This is a genomic window from Flavivirga aquimarina (assembly GCF_030540835.1).
GTDB lineage: Bacteria > Bacteroidota > Bacteroidia > Flavobacteriales > Flavobacteriaceae > Flavivirga > Flavivirga aquimarina.
The window spans coordinates 1-26,601 of the sequence record NZ_JAUOEK010000077.1 but is presented as its reverse complement, the minus strand read 5'-3'; the positions used below and the strand labels follow the sequence as shown (position 1 = coordinate 26,601).

General features: G+C 32.2%; 26 protein-coding genes and 1 tRNA gene. 18 read left to right on the top strand and 9 right to left on the bottom strand.

Features of this window, described 5'->3' with window-relative positions:
* Window positions 1-40 precede the first annotated feature (40 nt).
* From Q4Q35_RS07130 to Q4Q35_RS07095, 8 genes are all read left to right on the top strand, one after another.
* Complete coding sequence (locus Q4Q35_RS07130; protein ID WP_303277267.1) at window positions 41-412, top strand: transposase; 372 nt, start codon at window positions 41-43, stop codon at window positions 410-412.
* Window positions 412-1,263 (top strand): IS3 family transposase, encoded by an 852-nt coding sequence (locus Q4Q35_RS07125; protein WP_303277269.1) that lies wholly within the window; start codon window positions 412-414, stop codon window positions 1,261-1,263. The genes Q4Q35_RS07130 and Q4Q35_RS07125 overlap by 1 nt, the downstream gene beginning before the upstream one ends.
* Window positions 1,264-1,321: 58 nt before the next feature.
* On the top strand, window positions 1,322-3,409 hold the full coding sequence (locus Q4Q35_RS07120; RefSeq protein ID WP_303277266.1) for a hypothetical protein: 2,088 nt from the start codon (window positions 1,322-1,324) through the stop codon (window positions 3,407-3,409).
* 181 nt (window positions 3,410-3,590) lie between these two features.
* The gene (locus tag Q4Q35_RS07115; protein WP_303277265.1) at window positions 3,591-4,868 is read left to right on the top strand and encodes an IS4 family transposase; all 1,278 of its coding nucleotides are present in this window, start codon (window positions 3,591-3,593) and stop codon (window positions 4,866-4,868) included.
* A 137-nt stretch (window positions 4,869-5,005) separates the two neighbouring features.
* Window positions 5,006-5,911, top strand: coding sequence for a hypothetical protein (locus Q4Q35_RS07110; protein WP_303277264.1), 906 nt, complete (start codon window positions 5,006-5,008; stop codon window positions 5,909-5,911).
* 153 nt (window positions 5,912-6,064) lie between these two features.
* Window positions 6,065-6,649 carry a hypothetical protein gene (locus tag Q4Q35_RS07105; protein WP_303277263.1) on the top strand — a complete coding sequence of 195 codons (585 nt, stop codon included), beginning with the start codon at window positions 6,065-6,067 and terminating at the stop codon, window positions 6,647-6,649.
* Between the two features lie 43 nt (window positions 6,650-6,692).
* On the top strand, window positions 6,693-7,205 hold the full coding sequence (locus Q4Q35_RS07100) for an SMI1/KNR4 family protein (RefSeq protein ID WP_303277262.1): 513 nt from the start codon (window positions 6,693-6,695) through the stop codon (window positions 7,203-7,205).
* A gap of 313 nt (window positions 7,206-7,518) precedes the next feature.
* Window positions 7,519-7,896: a DUF3703 domain-containing protein gene (locus Q4Q35_RS07095; protein ID WP_303277261.1), complete on the top strand. Its 378-nt coding sequence runs from the start codon at window positions 7,519-7,521 to the stop codon at window positions 7,894-7,896.
* A 309-nt stretch (window positions 7,897-8,205) separates the two neighbouring features.
* On the opposite strand, the gene Q4Q35_RS07090 is transcribed toward Q4Q35_RS07095, so the two are convergent.
* Window positions 8,206-8,424, bottom strand: coding sequence for a helix-turn-helix transcriptional regulator (locus Q4Q35_RS07090; RefSeq protein WP_303277260.1), 219 nt, complete (start codon window positions 8,422-8,424; stop codon window positions 8,206-8,208).
* 168 nt (window positions 8,425-8,592) lie between these two features.
* On the opposite strand from Q4Q35_RS07090, the gene Q4Q35_RS07085 reads away from it, so the two are divergent.
* The 3 genes from Q4Q35_RS07085 (at window position 8,593) to Q4Q35_RS07075 (ending at window position 10,780) form a co-directional block, all read left to right on the top strand.
* Window positions 8,593-8,787: a SymE family type I addiction module toxin gene (locus Q4Q35_RS07085; RefSeq protein ID WP_303277259.1), complete on the top strand. Its 195-nt coding sequence runs from the start codon at window positions 8,593-8,595 to the stop codon at window positions 8,785-8,787.
* 288 nt (window positions 8,788-9,075) lie between these two features.
* Window positions 9,076-9,813, top strand: coding sequence for a hypothetical protein (locus tag Q4Q35_RS07080; RefSeq protein WP_303277258.1), 738 nt, complete (start codon window positions 9,076-9,078; stop codon window positions 9,811-9,813).
* Between the two features lie 340 nt (window positions 9,814-10,153).
* Complete coding sequence (locus Q4Q35_RS07075; RefSeq protein ID WP_303277257.1) at window positions 10,154-10,780, top strand: hypothetical protein; 627 nt, start codon at window positions 10,154-10,156, stop codon at window positions 10,778-10,780.
* Window positions 10,781-10,905: 125 nt separating this feature from the next.
* Here Q4Q35_RS07075 and Q4Q35_RS07070 read toward each other — a convergent pair whose 3' ends face one another.
* Entirely contained in the window at window positions 10,906-11,196 is a 291-nt protein-coding gene (locus Q4Q35_RS07070) for a hypothetical protein (protein ID WP_303277256.1), read from the bottom strand.
* Window positions 11,197-11,614: 418 nt separating this feature from the next.
* Between Q4Q35_RS07070 and Q4Q35_RS07065 the strand changes: the two genes are divergently transcribed.
* Both Q4Q35_RS07065 and Q4Q35_RS07060 read left to right on the top strand, forming a co-directional pair.
* A complete protein-coding gene (locus Q4Q35_RS07065; protein WP_303277255.1) occupies window positions 11,615-11,893 on the top strand; it encodes a hypothetical protein in 279 nt (92 codons plus the stop codon).
* A gap of 182 nt (window positions 11,894-12,075) precedes the next feature.
* Window positions 12,076-12,648, top strand: a complete 573-nt coding sequence (locus tag Q4Q35_RS07060) for a TlpA family protein disulfide reductase (protein ID WP_303277254.1) — start codon at window positions 12,076-12,078, stop codon at window positions 12,646-12,648.
* A gap of 607 nt (window positions 12,649-13,255) precedes the next feature.
* Here Q4Q35_RS07060 and Q4Q35_RS07055 read toward each other — a convergent pair.
* The 3 genes from Q4Q35_RS07055 to bshB1 form a co-directional block, all read right to left on the bottom strand.
* Window positions 13,256-13,329 (bottom strand) — tRNA-His (locus Q4Q35_RS07055).
* Window positions 13,307-13,459 (bottom strand): hypothetical protein, encoded by a 153-nt coding sequence (locus tag Q4Q35_RS07050; RefSeq protein WP_303277253.1) that lies wholly within the window; start codon window positions 13,457-13,459, stop codon window positions 13,307-13,309. Before Q4Q35_RS07050 ends, Q4Q35_RS07055 begins: the two co-directional genes overlap by 23 nt.
* Window positions 13,460-13,527: 68 nt before the next feature.
* On the bottom strand, window positions 13,528-14,247 hold the full coding sequence (gene bshB1, locus Q4Q35_RS07045; RefSeq protein ID WP_303277252.1) for a bacillithiol biosynthesis deacetylase BshB1: 720 nt from the start codon (window positions 14,245-14,247) through the stop codon (window positions 13,528-13,530).
* Between the two features lie 398 nt (window positions 14,248-14,645).
* On the opposite strand from bshB1, the gene Q4Q35_RS07040 reads away from it, so the two are divergent.
* The 3 genes from Q4Q35_RS07040 (at window position 14,646) to Q4Q35_RS07030 (ending at window position 18,952) form a co-directional block, all read left to right on the top strand.
* Complete coding sequence (locus tag Q4Q35_RS07040) at window positions 14,646-16,475, top strand: SLC13 family permease (RefSeq protein WP_303277251.1); 1,830 nt, start codon at window positions 14,646-14,648, stop codon at window positions 16,473-16,475.
* Between the two features lie 43 nt (window positions 16,476-16,518).
* Window positions 16,519-18,147, top strand: coding sequence for a phosphoenolpyruvate carboxykinase (ATP) (pckA, locus tag Q4Q35_RS07035; RefSeq protein ID WP_303277250.1), 1,629 nt, complete (start codon window positions 16,519-16,521; stop codon window positions 18,145-18,147).
* A 121-nt stretch (window positions 18,148-18,268) separates the two neighbouring features.
* Window positions 18,269-18,952: a DUF2490 domain-containing protein gene (locus tag Q4Q35_RS07030; protein ID WP_303277249.1), complete on the top strand. Its 684-nt coding sequence runs from the start codon at window positions 18,269-18,271 to the stop codon at window positions 18,950-18,952.
* Between the two features lie 220 nt (window positions 18,953-19,172).
* On the opposite strand, the gene Q4Q35_RS07025 is transcribed toward Q4Q35_RS07030, so the two are convergent.
* On the bottom strand, window positions 19,173-19,658 hold the full coding sequence (locus tag Q4Q35_RS07025; RefSeq protein ID WP_303277248.1) for a hypothetical protein: 486 nt from the start codon (window positions 19,656-19,658) through the stop codon (window positions 19,173-19,175).
* Between the two features lie 54 nt (window positions 19,659-19,712).
* On the opposite strand from Q4Q35_RS07025, the gene Q4Q35_RS07020 reads away from it, so the two are divergent.
* A complete protein-coding gene (locus Q4Q35_RS07020; protein WP_303277247.1) occupies window positions 19,713-20,213 on the top strand; it encodes a helix-turn-helix domain-containing protein in 501 nt (166 codons plus the stop codon).
* A gap of 3 nt (window positions 20,214-20,216) precedes the next feature.
* On the opposite strand, the gene Q4Q35_RS07015 is transcribed toward Q4Q35_RS07020, so the two are convergent.
* From Q4Q35_RS07015 to Q4Q35_RS07005, 3 genes are read right to left on the bottom strand one after another with little or no spacing between them, the layout of a single operon-like run.
* Window positions 20,217-20,639, bottom strand: coding sequence for a VOC family protein (locus Q4Q35_RS07015; RefSeq protein WP_303277246.1), 423 nt, complete (start codon window positions 20,637-20,639; stop codon window positions 20,217-20,219).
* Window positions 20,640-20,668: 29 nt separating this feature from the next.
* A complete protein-coding gene (gene rlmF / locus Q4Q35_RS07010; protein WP_303277268.1) occupies window positions 20,669-21,568 on the bottom strand; it encodes a 23S rRNA (adenine(1618)-N(6))-methyltransferase RlmF in 900 nt (299 codons plus the stop codon).
* 44 nt (window positions 21,569-21,612) lie between these two features.
* The gene (locus Q4Q35_RS07005; protein WP_303277245.1) at window positions 21,613-23,019 is read right to left on the bottom strand and encodes an MATE family efflux transporter; all 1,407 of its coding nucleotides are present in this window, start codon (window positions 23,017-23,019) and stop codon (window positions 21,613-21,615) included.
* Window positions 23,020-23,505: 486 nt separating this feature from the next.
* Here Q4Q35_RS07005 and Q4Q35_RS07000 point away from each other — a divergent pair, with 486 nt between their 5' ends.
* Complete coding sequence (locus Q4Q35_RS07000; protein WP_303277243.1) at window positions 23,506-26,238, top strand: LamG-like jellyroll fold domain-containing protein; 2,733 nt, start codon at window positions 23,506-23,508, stop codon at window positions 26,236-26,238.
* Window positions 26,239-26,601: the final 363 nt, after the last annotated feature.

The window sequence follows — 26,601 nt, the reverse complement described above, 5'->3', positions numbered from 1 at the left end:
TGACTCGTCCTGAATAAAGGCTACATAATTTAACACAATTATGTACAAAAATGACAAAGTAATTAGACGTTACAGCGAACCTTTCAAATTAAAAATTTTAGACGAACTTAGCATTGGAAAACATACAAAGAGTGAACTTTGTAAACTCTACTCTATTGCGCCTACAACAGTGAATGAGTGGATTAAAAAATACAACCGTAAAGACTTAATGAACACCAGAGTAAAAGTGGAAACTAAAGACGAAATATCTAGAATTAAAGCACTTCAAAAAGAAATAGAACAGCTTAAAAAACTACTACTTAAAAAGGATCTTGACGCATTAGTGTTAGATTCCTACCTAGAAGTAGCTGCTGAAGATTTAGGATATAAATCTGTTGCTGAACTAAAAAAAAAGCTAAGTATAAAGCCTTAATAAAAGCTAAAGAAAAAGCTAAGGGATTTGCTTCTTTAACTACTATAACTCTTTGTTTTGGACTTAAACGCGATGCGTATTATAAATATAAAGATAGAGCTGATAAGCGTGTAAAGATAGAACAACAGATTATAGAAATTGTAATGAGAAGACGCAGATCCCTCCCCAGAGAAGGTGTCCGTAAACTTAAAAAATCATTGCATAATGAGTTTACAAAAGCTAATCTTAAAGTCGGTAGAGACACATTATTTAATGTCCTTAGAAAACATCAAATGCTAACACTTAGAAAGAAATATAGTTCTAGAACAACCAATTCGTTGCACAGGTTCTACAAGTATAAAAACATCATTAAAAATGTAGAAGTCATAAGTCCAAATCAAGTTTGGGTGAGCGATATAACTTATATAAGAACCATAAAAGGGTTTTGTTATCTCGCTCTCATTACAGACATGTGTTCTAGAAAAATTATTGGTTATGACCTAAGTAATAGTTTGGAACTTAAAGGGTGTGTTAGAGCTCTTAATAAGGCTATTTACCAAGCAAAAAATATTAAAGGTCTTATCCATCATTCAGACAGAGGCATACAATATTGCAGTAATGTATACACACAAATTCTTAAAAGAAATAAAATAGACATCAGTATGACGGAAGAAAATCATTGCTATGAAAACGCCATGGCTGAACGTGTAAACGGTATCTTGAAAGATGAGTTTTATCTTGACCAAACCTTTACAAACGTAGCTCACGCAAAGAGAGCTACAAAAAATGCAATTAATTTATACAACGAAATAAGATTACACTTATCTTTAGATTATAAAACACCTAATATGGTATATAAATTATCAGCGTAAAAATCAATTTTAACCTGTAGCCATATTTTAGGACAAGACACTTTAAGAAACATCGAGATTGAAAAGAAACTTACTGATAATATTAATATTTATTTCTGCAAATATATTTGCACAAAATGAGCGATTTGAATTTTTGGATTATCAATTACGAAAGGGAGATTTTGATGCACTAAATGAAGTAGCTGAATATTTTGACAGTAAAACTGAATTAAATGAATATTTAGGTTATCACATTCTTAAAAGCAATGAATCAAATTTAGCCAAAAGAATTGTTCGGGAAAATTCATTATTTCTTGATTACGAGATAATTATAGACTCGACAACAACAAGTTCTGATTTTAAAAATTTTCTAAAAAACAACAAAAAGAATATAACATTTTCAAATCTTGCAAATGCTTTTTTAATAACACCATTTGACAAAAGAAAAACAGACTTTGAAATTATCGAAATAATGGACTTCAAATGGAATAAATTGAAAGTTAAGCGTACTGAATTATTTAATCTTGATTGGGTAAGAAAAAACGGAATCGATAGTTTAGTAAATTCAGGAAACCCTTTAGCCTTATTAAAAACAGCTTCTATTCTGCTAAAAAATCGATATAGATTTGACGAATATTACGACAATGAAGATGTAATTAATTTAATTCAATTATTAACGAAATCTCAAATTGCTGTACCAAACGAGAGCGGAGAATTAAGCTATCATTTAGACAAAGACTTTTATGAACAGTCAAAAATTAATTTAGTTACTTTTTTTGCAAACAACTATAAACAATATAAATGGGATGAATCAATTAGCGCATTTAGTAACGATAAATTAAATCTTAAAGAAATAGATAAAGAAAAAACACTTTTTGAAATGCTGTCAAGTGAAAATGATACGATAGCACAAAATTCGTACATAAGTTTAACAAAATTAGAGCCACAAAGAGTCATCGAACTTTCAGACCAATACAGGAAAGCGGGTATTTCAGAAAATTATGTTCTACCTCAATTCTCTTTTAGATTCTTAAAACAATTGGTTCAATTAACGAATTATAGTAAAGAGAACAACATTGACTTTGAGGGAAATGATACGCTTAAAAACCAAATTGAACTTCTAAAAACACAGTTAACTTTTAGCGAACGTAGACAATTAGAAGACCAACTTATCAACTCATTGACATTGGACAATATTACAGCGTTTGAATATTGGTCGTTGATTTATCAAAAATCTTGGTCATTGACTTACTCGGCTGGAAGAGTTTTGGATAAATTCTACTCAAAAAACTGGAACGAATTAATAACTAATTCTAAACACCTTGAAACGTATTTTCTAAAATCTAGGTTATTTGATGACCTTGGAATAATTGGATTTTGCAACAATTATTTAATCAAATTTCTTGATTCATCTCAAGAAACTGAAGTTTCAATACAAAATTTAAGTTCAACAAATTTAAAAGTACAAGGTCAAATTGAAAAAGCATTAGCAATTGCTAAAAAGAAAATTGAATTCAAAACAAAGGAAAAGAAAACTTGGAATGGAAATACATTTGATAGAGTTGATAATTTTCACAAATCCTTTAAAAAAATAAAAAAGCTGTCTGACAGTTTGGATGTATTTGAAGATGAAGTCTTATCTATACTATCAAGAATCAAGTATTCTCAAATAGAAAAAGCATTAAAAACTGTTGAAGAACTTTCTCTTAAAGATTTTACTAAATATTCGTTCTTGGATAGAGATTTTGGATTTTCATTTATTGGAGATTTTAAGCAATCTGAAGTTCGAAAAGAATTCCTAGTTAATTATGGTAAATTCAGTGAACTAGATATTCATAAACATTATTTAAAAAATCGTGAAATCAAAATAACAAATGTCAACGAAAAGCTTGATTTTGATAAAATTTATGACATTCTTAAATATGATATTAAAACAGCATTTGTTGGTGGTGGTGGAAGTACAAAAGATAATGGTGTATATGCTGTAATAAAGGTTCTTGAAATTACTTTTAATACAACATTAGATTTTCCAGATAAACTTTGTAGTTCTGACGGAATGTACGCTTGTAATTCACGTTCAAGGGCAAAAGAATGGATGAATTACTTGGAAGTAAATAATCATTTGATAAAGGAACATAATGAACCCGTTTCATTTGCATATGAATAAAAAGCAGTTGCCAACAACTATAATTCATTGCTAGTTATAGCCTAATGTCATTAAGTTAAGGGTTTAATTGTTTGACTACCAATATATTAATGTTGTTTTTAAGTAATTTTATTCGTATATTTATTTGATTATCAACTAAATATAAAGATGAAAAAAAACAGCAATTTTAATTTTCGAGAGATTGAAAGCGGAATTGTTCAGCGACGCATTAAAAAACGAATTTAGAATTTCAGAAAAGTACTTTACCCGTAAACGAAAACAACAATTTTCGACTATCTTACTGTTTATGTTGAATATGCTTCGTAAAAGTCTGTCCTTGGAGTTAGAGAACTTTCTAAGTTTTTTAAAAATAGGTACAACCCGAAAGTTTACCAAAAGTGCTTTTGTACAGGCACGTAAAAAAATAAGCCCTAAAGTCTTCAAGCATCTCTCACAGACCTTGATTAAGGAGTTTTATACAAATAATGAGCCAGGTATTAAAACCTGGAAAGGTTTTAGACTATTAGCAGTAGATGGTTCCCGAATTACCCTACCACTGACAAAAGACCAAAAATCATATTTTGGAGAAACGAAAAACCATACCACCACAAGTATCGTACAGGCAAGGTGCTCCGTTCTATATGACCTGGAAAACAATTACATCATCGATGGGGAACTGTCACCAATAAGCCAAGGAGAACGTGCTATGGCGCTCTCGCATCTGGTTTATTGCAAACAAGGTGATCTAATACTTTATGACAGAGGCTATCCCTCGTATGACTTTATAAAGTACCACATTACCAATAATTTGGATTATGTAATCCGCGTAAAGATCAGCTTTAGCAAACTTATCCTCGATTTTGAAAAAAGCAAAAAGAAATCTCAAATAGTTACCATTACCTCTGGTAGATACATAAAACTATCAGATAAAGCCGCAGATAAAACAGCACCTATAAAAGTAAGACTCATAAGGGTAGAACTACCAAAGGGACAAGTTGAAATATTAATGACCTCTTTATTGGATATCAAAAATTACCCCAACAACATGTTTAAATCTCTTTATTATAAACGATGGCGTGTGGAAACGTTTTATGACGAACTGAAGAACAAGTTGAAGGTCGAACATTTCTCTGGGTACTCCAGACAAAGTATCCTACAGGATTTTTACGCAGCTCTATTCATCAGCAACATACAGACCTTAATTGTCAGTGAACTCGAAGATGAAATAGCTGAAAAGAACAAACAAAGAAAATTAGACTATAAAATTAATACTAACCTCTCTTATGGCTTTTTAAAAAATAGAGTGATAGAATTATTTTTTACAGAAAACCAAATAGAACAACCTCTCAATGAACTCAAACAATTGTTTATGGAAAATATGGTACCTATAAGACCCTATCGTTCTTTTAAACGAGATATGGGCAAATACAGATCTCGAACCAAGCCCAAAATAACTAAAAACCAGAAAGATAGTATTTGAAAAAACCTTAACTTAATGACATTAAGTTATAGCCTACTTACGAAAGTCCTCGCGGACTTTCTATTTGGTTTGTATTTGCTAAATTAGATGTTTAAAACACGCAACAAGCCATATAAACACGTTGGCAAACATTTAAGATGAACAGAATAATAATCATATTTTTAGTAATTTTCACAAGCTGTTCAGATAAAAAAGAGTTTGAAAAACCTATCCGAATTAGTCCACCGATAATTGAATTTGAGAACGGACGAATTCCAGAAGTCACTCTCAAAGAATACTATTTTCACAAAAAAGATAGTTCTGAATTAAATTTTCAAAAAATAACCGAATTTTACTCTGACAATCAAATAGCATCTGAATCACATTTATTAACCTCTTCAAATACTGAAAAAGGAAGGAAGATTTTTTATGATTATAAAGACTCTTTATTAGTTCAAAAACGAACTGTAAACGCAAAAAAAGATAGCACAAAAGTTGTCTACTTCTACAATAATGAAAATCAATTAGTCAAACTAGAACATTTTACTTTTAAGAAAAGATTACGTCCTGAAATAATTGAAAAACAAAGAGAAAGCACTGATTGGATAATTAGTGAAACAGATTATGAAGAAAATAGAAGTTGGGATAAAATAAGTGAAATCGACTTTTCCTATGATTCAATTGGTCGAAAGACTCAATATTACGCACCAGATTTACATTGGGATAATCAAAATAAATATAAATGGTTCTACGACGAAAAAGGGAATATTAAGATTAAAGAATCTTGGAATCATAATGAATTAATTTGGACTGAAAATTACTCTTATGAAAATAATGAGTATAGTTTTACTCGGAATTGGAATAACGAAGACACTCAAAAGGAGTTTAAATTTTATGTGTACAAAAATAAATTTGGACAAAAAATTAAAGAAGTTACTATAAAAAATGACTCAATTCAACTGAGTAAAAAAACTTATGAATATTATAAAAACAGAATGATAAAAAGGAAAGTCGTTTATGGAGAAAATGACAAGCGACTGACAACATATATTTACGAAAAATAAAAAACGATTTCAACACTGTGTATAGCTCATTGCGGCTGAAATCCTAATCGGAATTCATTGCAATTTACTATCTTTCGGTCACGACGGAAAAGTTCGTTGGACGTTTTCCGCAACGAAGCGATACACAAACGGTTGTGGTACATTTGAGAAACTATGAGAAAAACGATAATATTAATTGGAATAATTTTATTTATAAGTTGTAAAACTGAAAATAATAAACCTGAAAAACTCACTTCTGAAATACCTCAAGTGAATGACCAATTTCAGAATTTTATTGACCAATTTCCTGAAATTAAATTACCAATAAAAATTAAAGGTTGCGAAGACGATTTTCAACCATTAACTGAACTGAAAAATGAAATAAGCTCACCTTTTGAAAAGGAACCATATTATGTTTTTGGAAAGATTTCTACAAATGGAAATTATGTTGCGACAATTACTCTTGGAGCAGCAGATTGTTTTTTACCAATATTGACAACCTATAAATTAAACGGAGAAAGAATTGACTCAAAAACTATTGCAATTGGTGGTTGCGGACAAGAACCTTGTTTTGAATGTGAGGAACTTATGGAAATTGATAAAGAGTTTAATATTTATACTGCAAATAATTTGAAGTATTCCGATTGTGATGAAGATTATGAGGAAATAGAAGGAACTGAAAAAAAAGAAACAATTTATAAAAGTGGAAAACTAACAAGAAAAGGAATAATCGAATTGACTAACGAACTGAAAAAATAAAAAAGACACCACACACCGTAATTTAAGAGACGTACTTTAGATAATGAAAAAGGCATTAACATTATTATTAATTATGGGATTATTTGGTAAGTTATTTGGACAAACGGAAAAAAAGAATTCTGACAAAGACATATTTGGACAAAATTTACCTGAATCGTATCTCAAGTTTCTGACCGACAATCCTAACGGAACTGAAGTAGCCTTTAACGAATATAGTGATGAAGACCCTGACGATGAAGGAAGATATTGGAATATTATGGGTAAACCTGAGTTACTTGAAAGTTGGGAAATGAATGGTGTCGGAAAAGCTAAGAATTTTGAATGCCTAAAATTATATGTTCAAGTGCAAAAGGAGCATAGACAAGGAGAATATACGACTTCAAATGTTGGAAAAATATCATTAGACAGAGTTGAATCTGGATTTGTAATTGGAGATGAAAATGGCGATTATCTATACTTAGACCCTGGTGACAATTACTCGGTTTGGATTTATTATCATGACGGAGGAGATGTTTTAAAAATATCGGATTCTTTTAATGAATTTATCAATGATTAAAAAACTACTCACAACAAAGTAACCGCAATTACGGCGGATTCGACTACGTCCGAATCCACTCGGAATTGCTAACGTCTGCGCTAAACCGAAAATTAACGCATATAAACCCGTAACTGACGGTTATACGAGACCGTCAGAGTGTCTCAAAACCTCTTATTTTGGTTTTGGTATTCGGATAGGTATCTTTGAAAAATCTCAAATATGAGATTCTCAGAGAAGTAAAATTAGTTTTGAGACAGACTGCCGTTACCCAACATTTACAAAAACAAAGCGTTAGAATTTAAACCGAACAGAAAACTTTAAAAAAACGGATATGAAATTTTACACTTCGATACCCAAAAGTCTAAAGCCATACTATAAAGCGGAATTGGAAAAATACCGAACTGAATACTCAAATGGAAATTTAAAATGTGCGTGGAATCATTTGGAAAGAGCTCATATAATCGGACAAAAATATCCGTATACTCATACTTTTGTGCATTGGAAAATGTTCCAATTCGGAATTAAAATCAAAAGCGGAAAAGAAATAATCGGGCAAATTCCACGTCTGATTTTTGGAGGTGTAAAATCCTTTGTTGGAAAAATTCCAGTTGGAAATCCTGGAGGAGCGAATGTTCCGCCTTTAAAGCCATTTCCGATTGAAAAAGAATTGCAAGATATTTTTACGAAAGCTGGAATTAATTTAGTCTGAAAATAAAAACGTTGGGTACAACACAGTATCCTATAAAAAATTACTAGTTTTGGCTAAACCAAAGTTAGTTGCTCGTTTGCTAGCTTCTGATTTTCCTTCAGAAAATCCTCGCAAACAAACACGCAACATTTCATATACGAAACCGTCAGAGTGTCTCAAAATCTCTTATTTTGGTTTTGGTATTCGGATAGGTATCTTTGAAAAATCTCAAATATGAGATTCTCAGAGAAGTAAAATTAGTTTTGAGACAGACTGCCGTTATGCTCAATTTTACCGGGCCTGATCCCTAAGACAAAGACAGGAAATATGTTAATCTGATTTATTGTCTTGTTCTGGAATCAATAAATCACAAACACTGACCTTTAATATCTCAGCAATTCTATATAAATCTTTTAAATGAGGTTGAGACTTATTGATACACCAATTTGAAACAGTGTGCTCGTTCTTACCTAGCTTTTTTGCCAAATCCTTTTGACTGACTTCTTCTCTGACTAAAATCTCCTTTAATCTATTAAATTTTTTATCCATCGACATAAAGGTACTGAATGTAAATAATATATACAGTTATGCATGGTATGTTTTCATTAATGCAAATAAAAAATGAAATAATATTTTGCATTAATGCAATTTTATATTACATTTACAGTGCTTGTTTTTTATCCATCAAATAATAAACAAGGTAAATTAAGCTAAGTAATGAACCAATTTCGAGTTTTAAAGATATATAGTAAGTTTCGCTATCGTAGATGGGGAAGCAATTATACTGTGCCTGAGATTCGGATAGAGGGAAAATGGCTCGAACAACTAGGATTCGAAAAAGGAAATGAAATACTGATTGAGCAAAAAAAGAAAAAGCTGATTATAACAGTGCGGAAAGAAAAAAGAGCATAACAAAAGTAGCCGTTGCACAACCCATGATTTTGAATTAATCTATGGATTTTTTAACAATCATCTATAAAATATGGTTGAAAATCAGCAAGTTACATTTACATAAACACCAAAAACAAGTGTATTTACAATATTTTTTGAGTTGTGCAACAGCCACAAAATGTATAGTTCATTGCTTCTGATTTTCCTCTCGGAAAATCATCGCACTTTTGCTATCTTCGTTTCTTAATCTGAAAATCCCTGCGGATTTTCACGCAACAAATCATACATCAAACGTTGGCAGCAACTATAATGAAGAAAATCATCAACATAATATTTGGACTTATAATTTTAACTTCTTGTAATCAAAACCAAGAATCGAAAGCAACGAAATCTAAGGATATCGAAAGTGCCATTATGACTTCAATCGACACTACTTTAACAATACATGGATTGAATGCAGAAGACTTCAAAATCATAAAATCTACGGACACAATCTTTTATCTAAAACAATTGTATGAAGGAATTGATGGGAAAACTGTTGGTTATGATGAGAACTCTTTTACTGCAATTAAAGCAAAAGTAATATTCGATTTCTCATTTGTGCAATATACAATTGACGACAACCCTGCATATCCTATTGCATACTCACGACAAAGTGAATGGACAGAGTTAAATTGCATTAATGGAGAAATAGAAATACCCGATTTTTATGGAAATACTCAGAGCAGAAGAGTTCACGAACAACTGAACTATCCAAATTTTGAAGAATTTAAAAAGTCGTTTAATCAGGATTTTGAAATCATTAAACGTGAGTCAATTGATGAACAAAGCGATTTTTATAAAAATTTAATTCAGAACAAATCAAGATATGTAGAATGTTGTCCCGAATACATTACTCAAGCTGAAACCTTCCTAAAAACAAACATTACAGATTTCAACTCAATAGACGAATTAGGTTTAGAATTGTTTTATAAATCAATTGTAATCGAAGTGACAGGAAAATTGATTAACGGGAAAAATTTTAAAAGAATAATAATTGAAAAATAAAGGCAGCTGACAAGCTGTATATAGCAAATAGGGCATTTTGTGGTTTCCGAAAGTTCAGTGCTATTTACCAACACCACCAAATCGTTGATTTGGCTTTTAAGAATGAATAAATTAAAAACAAAATACTACGTTTTGGCTCAGTGCAACCTTGAAAGTTCATCACTTTCTACTGCCCTACTTGCCATATACTAACCGTTGCCCACAATCCTTCATAGACTCCAAAAGAGTCTTTAGTACTATGGCTAACGAAGATGAGAAAAATGAGATAAAAAACAACTAATTTTAAATTGTTGATTTTGAACACAATAATTTTACGTTAGTCAGAATTTTGAAAAACAATATGAAAAGAATAATTATATTATCATTACTGATTTTTTTATCAATTAAAAGCTATTCTCAGTCTGACAAAGAATTAGTATTAAAGTCATTTGAGAGTTATAAAAATTCGATTCTAACTGACAAAGGAAAAGTTGCGGCTGACTTTGTCGATAGTAGAACTCTAAACTATTATTCAAACATTTTAGATAAAGTTAAAACAGCCGATTCAATGGAGGTCAATTCAATGGGAATAATTGACAAATTAACAGTGTTAAGTATGAGACATAGAACGCCTAAAAGTGAATTACTTAATTTTAATGGAAAAGACTTATTTATTTATGCAATTGACAATGGAATGGTAGGAAAAAACAGTGTGATAAATGCAGAATTAGGGGAAGTTACTGTAAGTGGTGATTTCGCAAAAGCGGAATTTATTGTTAACAGCCAAAAAACTCCTTTTTTCTTTCACTTTTACCAAGAAAACAAAATTTGGAAAATTGACATTACTCACCTTTTCTCATTAGGAGCTATGAGCTTTCAAAAAGTAATAGAAGATAGTGGAGAAAGTGAAAATGATTTTATAATAAACATTCTTGAGGTTGTAACTGGAAAGAAACCGACAAATGACATATGGGAACCCTTAAATTAAAAAATGGCTTACAAAAATATATGTTTAAATTTAATACTAAATCAAAACCGCACCATTATTATACAAAACGCTAGCAGGAACGCAAAAAAGATTGCCAAAAAGATTGACAATCTTTTTCTCAAAAACTAGACTTCTCGGGCAATACCATTCAGCTTATCCATTAGCAATCTTATATTAAACAAAATGGACTTCTCTTCTTCTTCAATAAACGAATGAGAATGATATAGTGCTGTATTATGAACCCATTCTAAAGACTTAATGAGTTCCAAAGTGTCTTGAAAACTGATAAATTCCAGCAGTTCTAACTGAGCAGGATACAAATCCTTTCTGACTTTTTTTGATACGTGTCGTGTATCATCCGATGTATTGACCGACTTGCATTTCGGACATACATTTTGACCATTCTGTGTTGACATAATAAAAAATGATGAGTTAATAAAAGAGGGAAGGTCACTGTCAACACACTCCAAGCGATGCTTAGATTGGTCTCGGGACTTGCACCCGTATGCCTTCCCAATAGCTTTTGTTTAAACCGATTTTGAAATTTTCGCATCGTAATGAATGATAAGTGTGCTGACTTTGCAAATGTAAGAAAATAAACTACACCCAACAAAATGTCCTATAATTCATTGCTTCTGATTTTCCTATCGGAAAATCATCGCACTTTTGCTATCTTTGGTTTACTGCGGAAAATCCCTGCGGATTTTCACGCAACAAATCATACACAAAACGTTAGCAATAATTTTGAAAAAGCTACTTTATATAACAATTTTATTGCTTTTCATTCTGACTTTCTCTTGTGGACAAAATTCGGCTGAAAAAAAACTTAATGGTATGTGGTACGAGACCAAAGACCCGAAAATATTCTGGATATTTCACCCAGATTATATTGAATTTATTGACGAAGATAACGAGAAGGTTGAATGGAGTGCGACGGAATCAAAAATTGAATTTATCTATCGGACATATATTTGGGATTCTTTGGGAAAAACAATTCATACAGAAGACGAAATTTTGATTGAATACAAATTATCCGAAAATGAAGATACATTATCTGGTACATTAACTAACAGTTATGGAAAACACAAATTCGGACTTATAAAAACTGAATAATAATTACACTAATAAATAAAAACTATTGCTAACTTAAATCGTATAAAAATAATGCTTAAGTTTAATACTAAATCAAAAGGTTAGTGTGTATTTGGTCACTCTGATTTTCCTACGGAAAACCCTCTGACATAAAACCACACTATTCTTATACGTAAACGTTGTAAAACATTAAAACTGAAACTATGAAAAAAATATTCTCATTAATTTTAATAATTATTATGCATAATTATGGGAATGCTCAATCAAGCGTTGAAGAACTTAAGAAATTGAGTAATCTTGAACTAATAAAGGAGGGAAATCAATTAACGGAAATCAAACTACCGGCAATTAATGAAAAAACAATTGACCTAAATGATTTAAAAGGAAAGTACGTTTTTATCAATTTTTGGGCTACTTGGTGTACTCCTTGTATAAAAAATATGCCATATTTTGAGAAGCTTATTGAGGAACATAAAAAAGATAATATTGAATTTGTTTTCGTTTCAATTGATAAATCTAAAGAAATATGGAAACATTATGTTTTAGAAAATGAACTTAAAGGAATACAATTATTTGCCCCCGAGGGATATAGTACAAAATCAATTAGTCCATTTCTAATTCAAGTTTATGAAAAAAACGGACAAATTACTAGTATTGAAAGAGGCATACCTCGATACATATTAATAGACCCGAAAGGAATAATTTCAGAAAATGATTTGGAAAAAAGTGATAAAGACCAAATTAAGGAATTACTAAACATAAAACTTAAAAAATAACGTTTTTGTATAAAAATAATGCTTAAGGTTAGTCCTAAATCAAAAGGCTAATGCAGTTTTAGTCACTCTGATTTTCCTGCGGAAAATCCTTGGATACAAAACCACACTATTTTTACACGTATTCCAAGATCAAATCCTAATAAATTAGTCATTTTTCATTTGTATGATGGAAAAAAATTTATAATATCAGACCATTATTCTAAGAAACGCATTAAAAAGGAAGAAAGTGAAATACTAAACAATTCTGTTAGATATGAAGAAGGTCAAAAAATACTTAAGGATCCTATCTCGAATAGAGACAAAATAAACATCAATTATTCAGGACTTTATCCAGAAGACTTTAAACCTGAGACTTTTTTGAAAAAGTTTTACCGAGAACTAAGAAATTTTGCAGGGAAAAATAATCTTAGCAATATTTAACATTTGTTTTTTTGAGTTTGGTCATTAAAATTATGCTCTGAATTCTCTATAAATCATATTTTAATAGTATGCTAAATGTATTTCTTAATGAAACTGGCTACAACAACAATAATCGTTGCACAAGACACTAAAAAATAAAAAAACCTTTCTCCCGACAGCTATCGAGGATGAAAGGCTTTTCCTTTTGGGTGGATGATGGGATTCGAACCCACGACCCTTGGTACCACAAACCAATGCTCTAACCAACTGAGCTACAACCACCATGTATAAGTTTTAAAAAACCAAAGTCTTTTAAGGTTTTTGCTCTAACCTCCCGATAGCTATCGGGATGAGCTATAACCACCATGTAATACGCATTTTGTAATGCGTGTGCAAATGTAATTGATTTCAACCTTATCTACAAAGACTTTTTTTAATATTTTATATTGATATTAAAAATAAAATCACTAAAAATTATAACTATTTAATATCAAACAAACTATCAACTGTAACATGACGCTCAACAGTAAAACCTTCAGCATGTTCAACGCCTACCAACCTGCCTAAATCTCTGGCTCTATAAATAATACTATCTGTAAAATTTTTACTGGATATAGGAGTTTCTGGTTCTTTACTACTACTATCGTAAAACTGTGTTTTATAAGCTAGTACAGATGCCATTTTTTTATCTATAAAACCAGATATATCAACCGTTAAATCCGGTTCTAAATTTTTCCATTGTATATAATGATATACTTGCTTAGGCCGCCATGGCTGCTGTAATTCTTTGTCATCATTATAAGTCTCTATTTTTATTAACCCGCTTAAAAAACAGGCATCACTAACCAGTTGACTTCCTTTTCCATGATCTATATGTCTATCATCAATAGCATTACAAAGTACGATGTCTGGTTGATACTTACGAATCATTTTAATGATTTCTAACTGGTGCTTTTTATCATTTACAAAGAAACCATCTGCGAATTTCATATTAACTCGAACTGCAACCCCTAATATTTTAGCCGCATTATCGGCTTCAACAGCTCTTGTTTTGGCAGTACCTCGGGTTCCTAGCTCACCTCTTGTTAAATCTATAATACCTACTTTTTTCCCGTTGGCTACTTCTTTTGCTATGGTGCCTCCACACCCTAATTCTACATCATCGGGATGCGCTCCAATAGCAAGAATATCTAATTTCATCCAGTTAATTTTTTATTATTTCTTAATTGTTTAGACCTGCCTTATCAACAAATGTAATTTACCTAAAATTATTTTCACTAGTATAAAAAAATTAGGTTCATTTAAATCTAATTTTCCTTTTTTAAGCCTTTAAATGTTGCTTTTAAGTACCTTTTTAACGACTTCGAAGTTTAAATATATTAAATATATAAGAAATCATTAAGAACTCATTATTACTCTCACGTTTTCGTATTCATTTTCAATACGTAATAGATCGAAATATTCACAATTTCCCAAAAATAACACCCTTTTAAAAAGCATGACATTCGTCATAATTATTAGCGATAATCAACAGTAATTTTATTCTATAATTATTAAACACTAAAACTAATAAACAATTACAAGATATGATCTATTTAATGCTCCTCATTTTAGTTATTACTATTGGTCTCTTTGTTTGGGGAAAGTTTACACCAGACATTGTAGCCCTCATATCTATGATAAGTTTATTCCTAACAGGGATTTTAACTGCTACCGAAACATTAAGCGGATTTAGCAATCCAACGGTTATTATGATTGCTGCTCTTTTTGTTATCGGTGAGGGTATTGCTCAAACTGGTTGGACTGCTTTAGCTGGAAAGAAATTTGTAGAATGGGCTGGAAAAAGCATCCCTAAATTATTAGTTATTGTAACATTAGGTGCCGGTGTACTATCTGGGTTTGTAAGTAATACAGGTACTGTAGCAACCTTGATGCCTCTTACCATATCATCAGCTTGGAGCATTGGCACATTGCCATCCAAAATGTTAATGCCTGTAGCCTTTGGTTCCAATACCGGTGGTTTACTAACATTAACAGGTACGCCTCCCAATATTATTGCTAGTAATGCTTTAATAGATGCCGGTTTTGAAGGGTTTTCCTTTTTTGAGTTTGGATTAATAGGTGTTCCTTTATTAATAATAGCATTGATCTATTTCAGATATATAGGATATAAGTTATTACCAAAAAATAAAACAAATAATAAGCCTGTAAATATTGAATCTACCCTGCATAATTGGATAGAAGCTTATAAAATTGATAACGGCTATTACAGATTACGTATAAGGTCATTATCACCACTAATAAATACGAAAATTGAAGATTGGCAATTTGAAAAAAATTATAATGTTTCCATAATTCGTTTAAAAAGAAGACATCCCAATGTTTTAAAAGGCATACATGCTTTTGAAGAATTTCCAAGTCCTAAGATAGAACTATACTATCATGATATTTTAACTATAAAGGGAGATACAGAAGCTATCAACAAGCTTATGATTTCATTTAGATTGGGCTTGTTACCTCTAGAACCTATCACCGATGAGTTAAAGCATAACTTAATTAACCAAGAGGTAGGTATGACCGAAGTGATTGTAAACCCCAATTCTATTTTAGTTGGTAGAAAATACAAATTAGGAGAATACTTTAAACGATATGGTATTCAGCTTTTAGCAGCTTCTAGAAACAACAAACCTTTGCAAGAAAAGGAAATTACAGTAAAAGTCGGCGATGCTTTTTTAATACGAAGTACTTGGGAACACATAGACGATTTAAAAAAGCAACATGAAAACCTGGTAATTATTGGTAGCCCTGAAGGCATGGCTAAAAACGTTGAGAATTTAAGTCCAAAATCATACATCGCTTTAGGGTCTTTAATACTCATGATTATATTCATGGTCTTTAAAATAGTACCAGGATCTATCGCAGCATTAATATCTGCTGGTATTGTTTTACTAACAGGTTGTGTGCCTATATCTAAAGCATATAAAGGCATTAGTTGGACGAGTGTGGTGATGATTGCTGCTATGATACCCATGGGTATTGCATTACAAAAAACAGGAACAGCACAAGTTATAGCTAATGGGTTGGTGAATTATTTAGGAGCCATTCATCCCATACTGTTATTAGGCGGTATATTTTTACTAACAACAACCTTTAGTCAAGTTATTAATAACTCTGCCACAGCAGTTTTAATGGCGCCTATAGCCATACTTGCCGCTAGCTCGTTAAACCTCTCACCTGCACCATTTATGATAGTGGTTGCAATAAGTGCGTCGACAGCTTTTTTAACCCCTATAGGAACAACAACCAATGCGATGGTGATGACCGCAGGTGGATATAAATTTATGAATTACTTAAAAGTAGGAGCACCATTATTACTTCTATTTTTTATAATAACCCTAATACTAGTGCCAATAATATGGCCTTTTTAAAAAATTAAAAAAATTATTAATAGGAACCTTAAAATTGAACAAAATGAAAGATGCAACCAAAGTGAGGCATACAGGTTTAGAACAGTATGGCTTAAAAGATGTGAAAGTGAATTGGAACTTATCTCCGGAAAAACTTCAACAAATTACCGTTGAGAAAGGACTCGGAAAAGAAACTGCAAACGGAACGCTTGCTATTAATACAGGAAAATTTACCGGACGTTCTCCTAAAGATCGTTTTCTGGTGAAAGATGATTATACTGCCGACAAAGTTTGGTGGGGAAAAACGAACAAGCCAGTATCTCCTGAAAATTTTGATAAACTCAAAAATGAAATAACAAACTACCTTTCTGGAAAAGAAATTTATGCAAGAGATGGCTATGTATGTGCAGACCCGGAATTTAAAACAAATATTAGAACCGTAACCGAACTACCTTGGTCTAACATGTTTGTATATAATATGTTTTTAAGACCCAGTGAAAAAGAATTAGAAAACTTTAAAGAAGATTGGTTAATCCTTTGTGCTCCCGGGTATGAGTGTCCAGACCCAAAAGCTTATGGAATTCGCCAAGGTAATTTCTCAATTCTAAACTTTACTCAAAAGATAGCTTTAGTAGGCGGATCTGCATATACAGGAGAAATGAAAAAAGGTATTTTTTCTGCTCTAAATATGATTTTACCTGTTGACAAAAACGTATTACCAATGCATTGCTCTGCTAATGTTGGCAAAAAAGGTGATACTGCTATTTTCTTCGGATTATCGGGTACTGGGAAAACAACTTTATCTGCCGATCCTGATAGAAAATTAATTGGTGACGATGAACACGGTTGGACAGCAGATAATACCATTTTTAACTTTGAAGGTGGATGTTATGCAAAAGTAATTGACCTATCTGAAGAAAAGGAACCAGATATTTTTAGAGCTGTTAAACCTGGAGCTATACTTGAAAATATTGTTTTTAAAGAAAATGGAGAACCAGATTATATGGATAGTAGCATTACGCAAAACACGCGTGTAAGCTACCCTATTTATCACATTGATAATATTCAAGAAACGCTTTATGCAGATAACCCTAAAAACATCTTCTTTTTAACATGTGATGCATTTGGTGTATTACCTCCAGTATCAAAATTAACACCAGGACAGGCTGCTTATCACTTTATATCTGGTTATACAGCTAAAGTAGCAGGAACAGAAGCTGGTATTACAGAACCCGTACCATCTTTCTCTGCTTGTTTTGGTGAGCCTTTTATGCCATTACATCCAACTGTTTATGGTGAGATGCTAAGCAAAAAAATGCAAGAAGCTGGCGTGAATGTATGGTTAATTAATACAGGATGGAGTGCAGGACCTTATGGTGTAGGATCTCGTATAAAATTAAAATATACCAGAGCTATGATTACGGCTATTCTTAACGGCGAATTAGATAATGTTGATTATGAACAAAACTTTATTTTCGGATTATTCATGCCTAAATATTGTCCAGGGGTACCATCAGAAATTTTAGACCCTATGAATACATGGTTACAAAAAGGAGCCTATGTTGGTAAAGCTATTCAGTTAGCTCACTCATTCCACTTAAACTTTGAGAAATTTGCACAACAAGCTTCCGAACAGATTATTGAAGGTGGACCGTTAATTGATGAACATCATCATTTACACGAACATTTTTAATAGGTTCTTATTAACCGTAAAAGGAGCTCTTTTGGAGCTCCTTTTATCTTACTGATTTATATATAGATTGAAAGCGCTACAAAATGTAATGCCAGATATCTTATTCCCAAAATCTAAAATTATGAAGCTTTATATAACGACATTCTTTTTTATACTTACTATTTCATTAAGCTACTCACAATCCTCACCTGAAGATAAATTAGGAGCGTGGTATACGTACTTTGGAAACCACAGAATATCAAACAAACTAAGTATCGTTGCCGGTGGGCAAATTTGGGCTTATGAGCCAGCAACAAACCTTAATTTATTCCTAGCTAAACTAGGTGTAAACTACCATATAAATGATAAATTAAAAGTTGAGTTAGGGTATAGTTTTTTAGATATAGATAAAAGCATACAACATAGAGAAGGAAGTCATGTATTTGAAAATAGAATATCCGGACAAATTGCTTATAAACATAAATTAAGTCGTTTACCTATTGATCATCGATTAAGAATTGAACATCGAATATTTAATCCTACAGAAGAAAACCCCACAAAACATAGATTACGGTATCGATTGGGAACAAAAATTAAATTAAACAAATTACTTTTTGTTCGTATAAATAATGAATTGCTTTCAACTATTGAAGATGACTTCTCTTCAGCAAACAGATTTTATACCGCTCTTGGCATAAACCTTTCTAAATCTTGTAATTTACAACTGGGGTATTTAAATAGGTATCTGTTTGAAAAAGATATAAACTTACACCGGCTACAAGTGAGTTTATTTATTAAAACGGACCATCGAAAAAGTAAAAGTTAATGTAAAAAGCGAGCCAATAGCTCGCTTTTTTAAATAACAACTCTATCAAACACCCTCAATTAATGCTTATTTTTTAAATGCTTTTGGATAACGCTTCTCAAGAGACTTCCACAAAGAAGGCAGATATTTACCCGATTGCATATCTTTTAAGACTTCAATGGGATTTTCTATTAACTTTTATACTTCTGGGTATTTAGAAAGGTTGACAGTTAGTTATTTACTATTGCTTTTTAAGTGCATTAGGATACCTTTTTTCTAATGATTTCCATAAAGCTGGTAAATACGTCCCGGAGTTCATTTTCTTAATGGTTTCTACTTCTGGAAACAATTTTAAATCGATATTCCTATTTTCAAAACTCTCTTTTAACTGATACATTGAGATTTCAAAAATATAACCATATTTAGAAACCCATACTTCAAACTCAGCATCTGTTAATTTAACAGAATCCGTTAATTTAGTAGGCGATGTAGTTTGAGCAGTAACTAAAGTGTCATAATTATCCGTATCAACAGATTCACCATTTAGCTTTTTAAGAATAATATCTAATTGTTTTTTTATTTCTTTAATTTCCTTTTCTTGTTGTAATACTTTAAGAGCTATATCGTTGGTATTAATTCCTATAGCCACGTTTATATAACCAAATGTCTCATTTCTTGAAGCTTCCCAGGCAACTCCTAAAATAGATTGGTAATCTTCAATTTTCATATTTTCTGGCGATACTGCAACACCTGTACCATCATTACTTCCTGATGGTAAAATATGCTAACGGCACGTGGAAATCTAAAAGATAAATTGGATGTTCTTAGTTTAGGTATTGATGATTATATCACCAAACCTTTTAGTAAAGAAGAACTAATTATAAGAATACATAATGCATTAATTAATAACGAAAAGAAAAAGAGCTATACTAATGATACCCCTGAAAGCACCGATAATTCTACCGATGAAAAATTCTTAACCTCACTTAAAGATTATATTTTAAGGACATGTAGCAATCTGGAATTTGAACTGGAAGACATTGTAGAAGAGTTTGCCATTTCTAAAAGTACTATTTATAGAAAAATAAAACATGCTACAGGATTAAACCCTAACCAGTTTATTAATGAGATAAAGCTCCAAAAAGCAAGAGCAATCGTTGAGTCTAACCAAATGGATTCCTTAAAACAATTATCTTATTCGGTTGGTTTTACCAAACCTTCTTATTTCTCTAAACTATACGAAAAAAGGTTTGGATCTAAGCCTTTTCAAAAAAGGTCGTGAATTTTATTCGACTGTATTTCCTTTTTCATCTAGTGTTAAATAGGGATTAAAAGCTATTTCCCATAAGTTTCCGTCAGGGTCGGAAATGTAACTGCTATAACCTCCCCAAAAAACATGCTCGGGTCTTTTTACAATGGTCACTCCCTTATTTTCTAATACACTGATTAATTCATCAACCTCTTCCTCTGTTCTCGCATTAAACGCCAAAGTGAATCCTTTAAAACCACTTCCTTCATGACTAACACCTGCATCTTCTGCTAATTTCTCTCTTGGATAAAGCGATAATAAAAGTCCGTTTAATTGAAAAAAAGAAATATCATCGTTACTCGATGTCATCTTTTTCCAACCAAACTTATTCTCATAAAAATCGTTTGATACTTTTAAATCATTCACTCCTAACCCAACTATTGTTAATCTTTGTTCCATTTATTTTATGTTTAAGTAGAATAACATAACTATTCTTTTCGAGTTTTATTCTCTAAAAATGTCCAGACAATAATTCTAGATATTTTATTACCCTGCCCCGTATTAATGATTTTAATTTCTGTAGCTCCCAACTTTTTTAAAGACACTTGGATACCTCTTACCAAATCTTTTTTTGATACTAAAGTTGTAAACCACAAACATTGGTCTTTAAACAAAGAACTTTCATATAAATAATTATGGATAAAGGCTTTTTCTCCTCCCTTATACCAAAGTTCGTTGCATGTTCCTGAAAAATTTCTAACAGCATCTACCCTACTTTTATTTAAGCCTTTTAGTTTTTGTGTCGTGGCTTCTAAAGCTTCTGTTTCCGATTTATAAAAAGGTGGATTACAAATAGCTGCAGAAAAGCTATCTGATTCTTTTAAAATATCTTTTAGAATGTTTGAACTATTAGTTTGATGCCTTAATTCAATTGATTTATCTAATTTGTTTTTTGAAATAATTTCCTGTGCATATTGTAATGACTTTTTATCAATATCTGCCCCAACAAAATTCCAATTATATTCTGCATGACCAAGAATAGGATAGATACAACTAGCACCGGTTCCTATATCTAAAACATTGATATTATCATGAATACCAGATTGTTTTAATAAGTCAGACAAATGATGTATATAATCTACACGCCCGGGAACTGGAGGACATAAATTAGTGTCTGGGAACTCCCAGAACTTAATATCGTAATGAGCAAATAACAATGCTGTATTTAATGCTTTTACCGCTTCAGGGTTTGCAAAATTGATTGTTTTGGTTTGGTATTTATTTTCGAATACAAACACTTTTAAATCTGGATATGAATGACATAAGGCATCTAAATCATATCCAGATTTATGTTTGTTTTTTTGATGAAAATTAGGATTTGTTTTAATTGTTTTTGTTTTAATTTATAAAATTCTAAGTAACCAATAACTCGCTAGACTTTTACGGTTTTCCAATGTCCTTTTTTAAACCAAATAATAGCAACAACTGCTATTAATATTTCAGCTAAAGTAATCGCCCAAAACACACCTGCTGGTCCAAAGTCTAAAGTAATTGCCATTATGTAAGCAAAAGGCAATTGTAATAACCAAAAACATACAAAGTTAATATATGTTGGTGTTTTGGTATCTCCTGCGCCATTAAACGCATTTATAACGACCATACCATATCCATAAAAAATATAACCAGCCGCAATCACTCTTAAACATAAGCTTCCGTATTTAACAACATCGGGGGTACTATTAAATAATACTATTATTTGTGGTGCAAATACTAAATATATAACAGAGACCATGCCCATAAAAATGGCACTGTATTTCCCTGTTTTCCATACCGATAATTCGGCACGCCCCGGTTCTTGAGCTCCCAAATTTTGTCCAACTAAAGTTGCTGCAGCATTACTCATACCCCACGCAGGCATTAAAGTAAACATCATCACACGAATTGCAATAGTATAACCAGCCAACACTTCACTACCAAACTCACTCATAATACGCATTAAAAACACCCATGAAGAGGTTCCTATTAAAAACTGACCAATACCTCCTAGCGATACTTTTATTAAATTAAACATCACACCAACACGAAGTACCAAATCTTTAACACCTACCTTAATTTTACTATACCCGAAAAATAAAATAGCTAGTTGAAATATAACAGCTGTCCCTCTTCCTATAGTTGTTGCAATGGCTGCTCCTTCTACCCCAAAAGCAGGAATAGGACCAAAACCAAAAATAAACATCGGGTCTAAAATAATATTAAGTCCGTTTGATAAAATTAACGTCCACATCGCTACCGATGCATCTCCCGCACCACGAAAAATAGCGTTGATTAAAAATAACAACATAATCGTTATATTACCTCCTAAAAGTACCTGAGTATACCCATAACCTTCTGCGATAAGATCTGGTTCACCTCCCATGAGTCCTAAAATTTCTTTAGGATATAGTATACCTATTACACTAATAATGGCGGCTACAAAAACCCCTAAAAAGATAACTTGAACTGCAGCATTAGAGGCTCCTTTTAAATCTTTTTCGCCTACACGTCTTGCAACAATAGCCGTTGCTGCCATACTTAAACCTATGGCAACTGCATATACTAACGTAATAACAGATTCTGTTAAACCGATCGTAGCAACTGCATTCACGCTTACCTGAGACACATATAAGATATCTACAAGTGCAAAAATAGACTCCATGAGCATTTCTAAAATCATGGGAATTGATAGCATAAATACGGCACGACGTATACTGCCTGATGTAAAGCTTTGTTCTTTACCTGTTACAGCTATTTTAAAATATTGAATAAATTGTTTTAAAGAAATTTTATTTGATTGCATTTTGATTGTATTAAATATAAACGATGGCCAAACACATAAAAATGTGTTTAGTAGTTTTTGTTCGAGAGAACCTCGACACAGTTACGGAAGTCTAGTTAAACAATCATAACACAAAGATGTGCAATTAATTTTAATTTACAAAAAAGATTTTTAGGCTGTTAATTAGTTGGGGGTGTTTTAAATATTGATAACTGAAGACCAGAGACGGATGAGTGATGAGTGATGAGTGATGAGTGAAAGTTAAAATCTAAATTATAGAAATCCAAAAAACCTATAGTGCTTTCCATAACTGACGACTGATAGCCGAACACTGAACACTGAACACTGAATACTGAACACTGAACACAGTTAACTAAATTCCCGAAATCCCTAAAAACATATAGTTCTTCCCTAATTAAGCTTTACTCGGCACTTTTTTTTGGGGTAGTAGTGGTTGTTTTTATCCTTTGCGAAATAATTTAATTTTATAAACAAAAAAATTTAATAATGAAACACAAAAACTTTTTTAGAGTATTGTTAATACTCTTACTTTCTGTAATATATAAAATTACTTACGCACAAGACTTAGGCAACGCCTTAGACTTTGATGGATATCAAGATTATATAATAGGCGAACATTTTGAAATCCCTGAAGAATTTACCATAGAATTTTGGTATAAATCTGATATGATAGGAGGTAATGGTGATCATGTTACTTATAATGATAACGGCACTCCCGAAAATTTTGATGATGATCTTGATTTGGTTTCAGCTGATTGGTATTATTGGAATGAAACAGATACGGGACATCCGGCGATGACTTATAGCCAACAAAAAGCTATAGTTACTTGGACTACTAATGGTGATAATGCTAATAATGATCCAAGAATGACGTATGTTGTTAATGCAGACTATGGGGAGATAGTATTTAGAAGGGAAAATGAAAGCAGTAATGCCCAAGGTTTTAGTTTTAATTCAGGTTCTTATGATGATCCCATAATTAATAATAACGAATGGCATCATTTTGCCATTACTAAAAAAATGAGTGCGGATACTCCTAATACCACCTCTGACTATGTGATTTACTTAGATGGTGTTCTAGCGTCAGAGGGAACAAATGTAAATAGCTTTTGGACATGGGAGGATATCAATGTTGCTACGGGAAACTTTATTATAGGGGCTCTACAATTTCCTAATTCTAATGTTTTTCAACATTTTATTAAAGCTAAACTCGATGAACTAAGAATTTGGAATTATGCTAAACCCTTAACTCAAATTCAAGTACAAATGAATACTGAGCTAACAGGTAATGAAGATAATTATAGTAATCTAGTAGCGTATTTCAAATTTAATGAAGGAACTGCAGATGGAGATAATACAGCAATAACAACATTAATTAATGAAGTAGGTGGCAATGGTACATTTTCTAATAATTTTGCTCTAACGGGTGATGGCTCCAATTTTGTAGAAGGCGTTACCGAAAACGATTTTATTGATTTCAATCTTGACACCGAGAACGACAATGCTTTAGATTTAGATGGAGTAGATGATTATGCGATTCTAGATCACTTTTCAATGCCAGATCAAGCTACTATAGAATTTTGGATAAAAACTGATGAAGAACACTCTAGTGGTAGTAGTAGAACAGCTCTTTTAACATGGTCTGGTGAAGCATCTGTTCCTTATGCCTACGAGGTTTCTATAAACGAAAGTGGAATAGAATTTAGTAAGTGGGATGGTCCAAATAATAATGATTATAAAGCTATTCTTAGTGGTAAAGAGATTGCTCGAGATAACTTATGGCATCATGCGGCTATTGTTAAAGATGGTACTAATATAACGTTTTACATTGATGGAAATCAAGAACATAGTGACACAATAAGTAGCGAAACAACTGAATTTGAGACCCTTTTTCTTACCTTAGGTGCTCTTAAATGGCCAGGTACAGGCGGTACCTATGACCAAGAGGGTAAAGCTACCTTAGATGAATTAAGAATTTGGGGCGTAGCAAAGTCTCAGGCTGAAGTTCAAAATCAGATGTTAACAAAATTATCAGGTAGCGAAGATAATCTATTAGCGTATTACCCTTTTAACCAAGGTACTGCCAATGAAGATAATACATTAGAAACCACATTGATTGATTTTTCTGGGAACAATCATAATGGGACATTAGCTAATTTTGCCTTAGATGGCTCTACATCTAACTGGGTAGAAGCAGTTGATATAGCGTCTCTTTTTGGAGATGTCCCTTTTATTACCACTTGGCAAACTACCACTGCAAACGAGAGCATAACCATACCTATTAATGGTGATTATGATTATGATTTTATTGTAGACTGGGGCGATAATAGTACATCAGATATTGCTACAAATAATGTTAATGATGCTGCACTTACCCATACCTACACAAATGCAGACACCTATACTGTAACCATTACAGGTGTGTTCCCTGCTATTTATTTTAATAATATTGACGCCGACAACCAGAACAAGATTCAAACCGTAGAGCAGTGGGGAAATATACTATGGTCATGGATGGGCGATGCCTTTGAAGGGTGTAGCAATCTGGATGTATATGCTTCAGATGCTCCTAATTTACTAAATGTAACACACATGTGGGGTATGTTTCGTGATGCTTCTAGCTTTACTGGGCAAAACACTGACTTGAATAGCTGGAATGTTAGTAATGTGGAAGCATTCTCGACCCTATTTGCAAATTCACAATTCAATGCGGATATTAGCAACTGGAATCTTCAAAATGCGGATGTTAGTCGTGGTGACTTTAGTAGTATTTTTACAAATACTAGCTTAGATTGTAGTAACTATAGTGCCATTCTTATAGGCTGGGGAAATAATACGAATACCGCATCGGGCGATTTCGAACTCAGCGGCAATAATTTTTATACTGCTTCTGCTGCAGCTGCCGTAACCAAGCTTGTTACTAAAGGTTGGGCTATTAATGGAACAGAAGTTACAGTATGTCCATCACTATCTATTAATGATGAAGTATTTAGTAACGCTATAAGTGTAAGCCCTAACCCGGTAACGAGTGTATTAACTATTAATGGGCCTGCTGGTTTTGAGCTAAAACAGGCTGTACTTTATTCCATTTTAGGTAAACAAGTATTAAGTACTACCAATACAACAATAAACACTAGTAAATTAATCTCTGGTTTGTATCTTTTAAAAATTGAAAATACAGAAGGGCTAATAGCGACTAAAAAAATTATAAAGCAATGATAGGTTAAATATTAATATTTTTGTTTCATAAATAAATATAACAACATTGCTTTCTATAAAACCCAAACTGGTGCAAAACACGGTTTGGGTTTCTTTTTGAATAATAAACTACCTCGGGGCGAGCCCACGAGGTATTAAATTCCAATCCCGATAGCTCCCGATAGCTATCGGGACGGGACGGGACCAAATTCCAAAAAAAGAAAAACGAGGCAAGCCTCGGGGTAATAAAGAATTTCTTGAAACCAACTATCCTCGAGGCAGAGCCATAGAGGTATTTCGCTGGTTTCATTTTGACCTAAAAAGGTCAAAAACCGAAATTCTGTATTTAGATTCCCGTTTTCACGGGAATGACAATTTCAACGG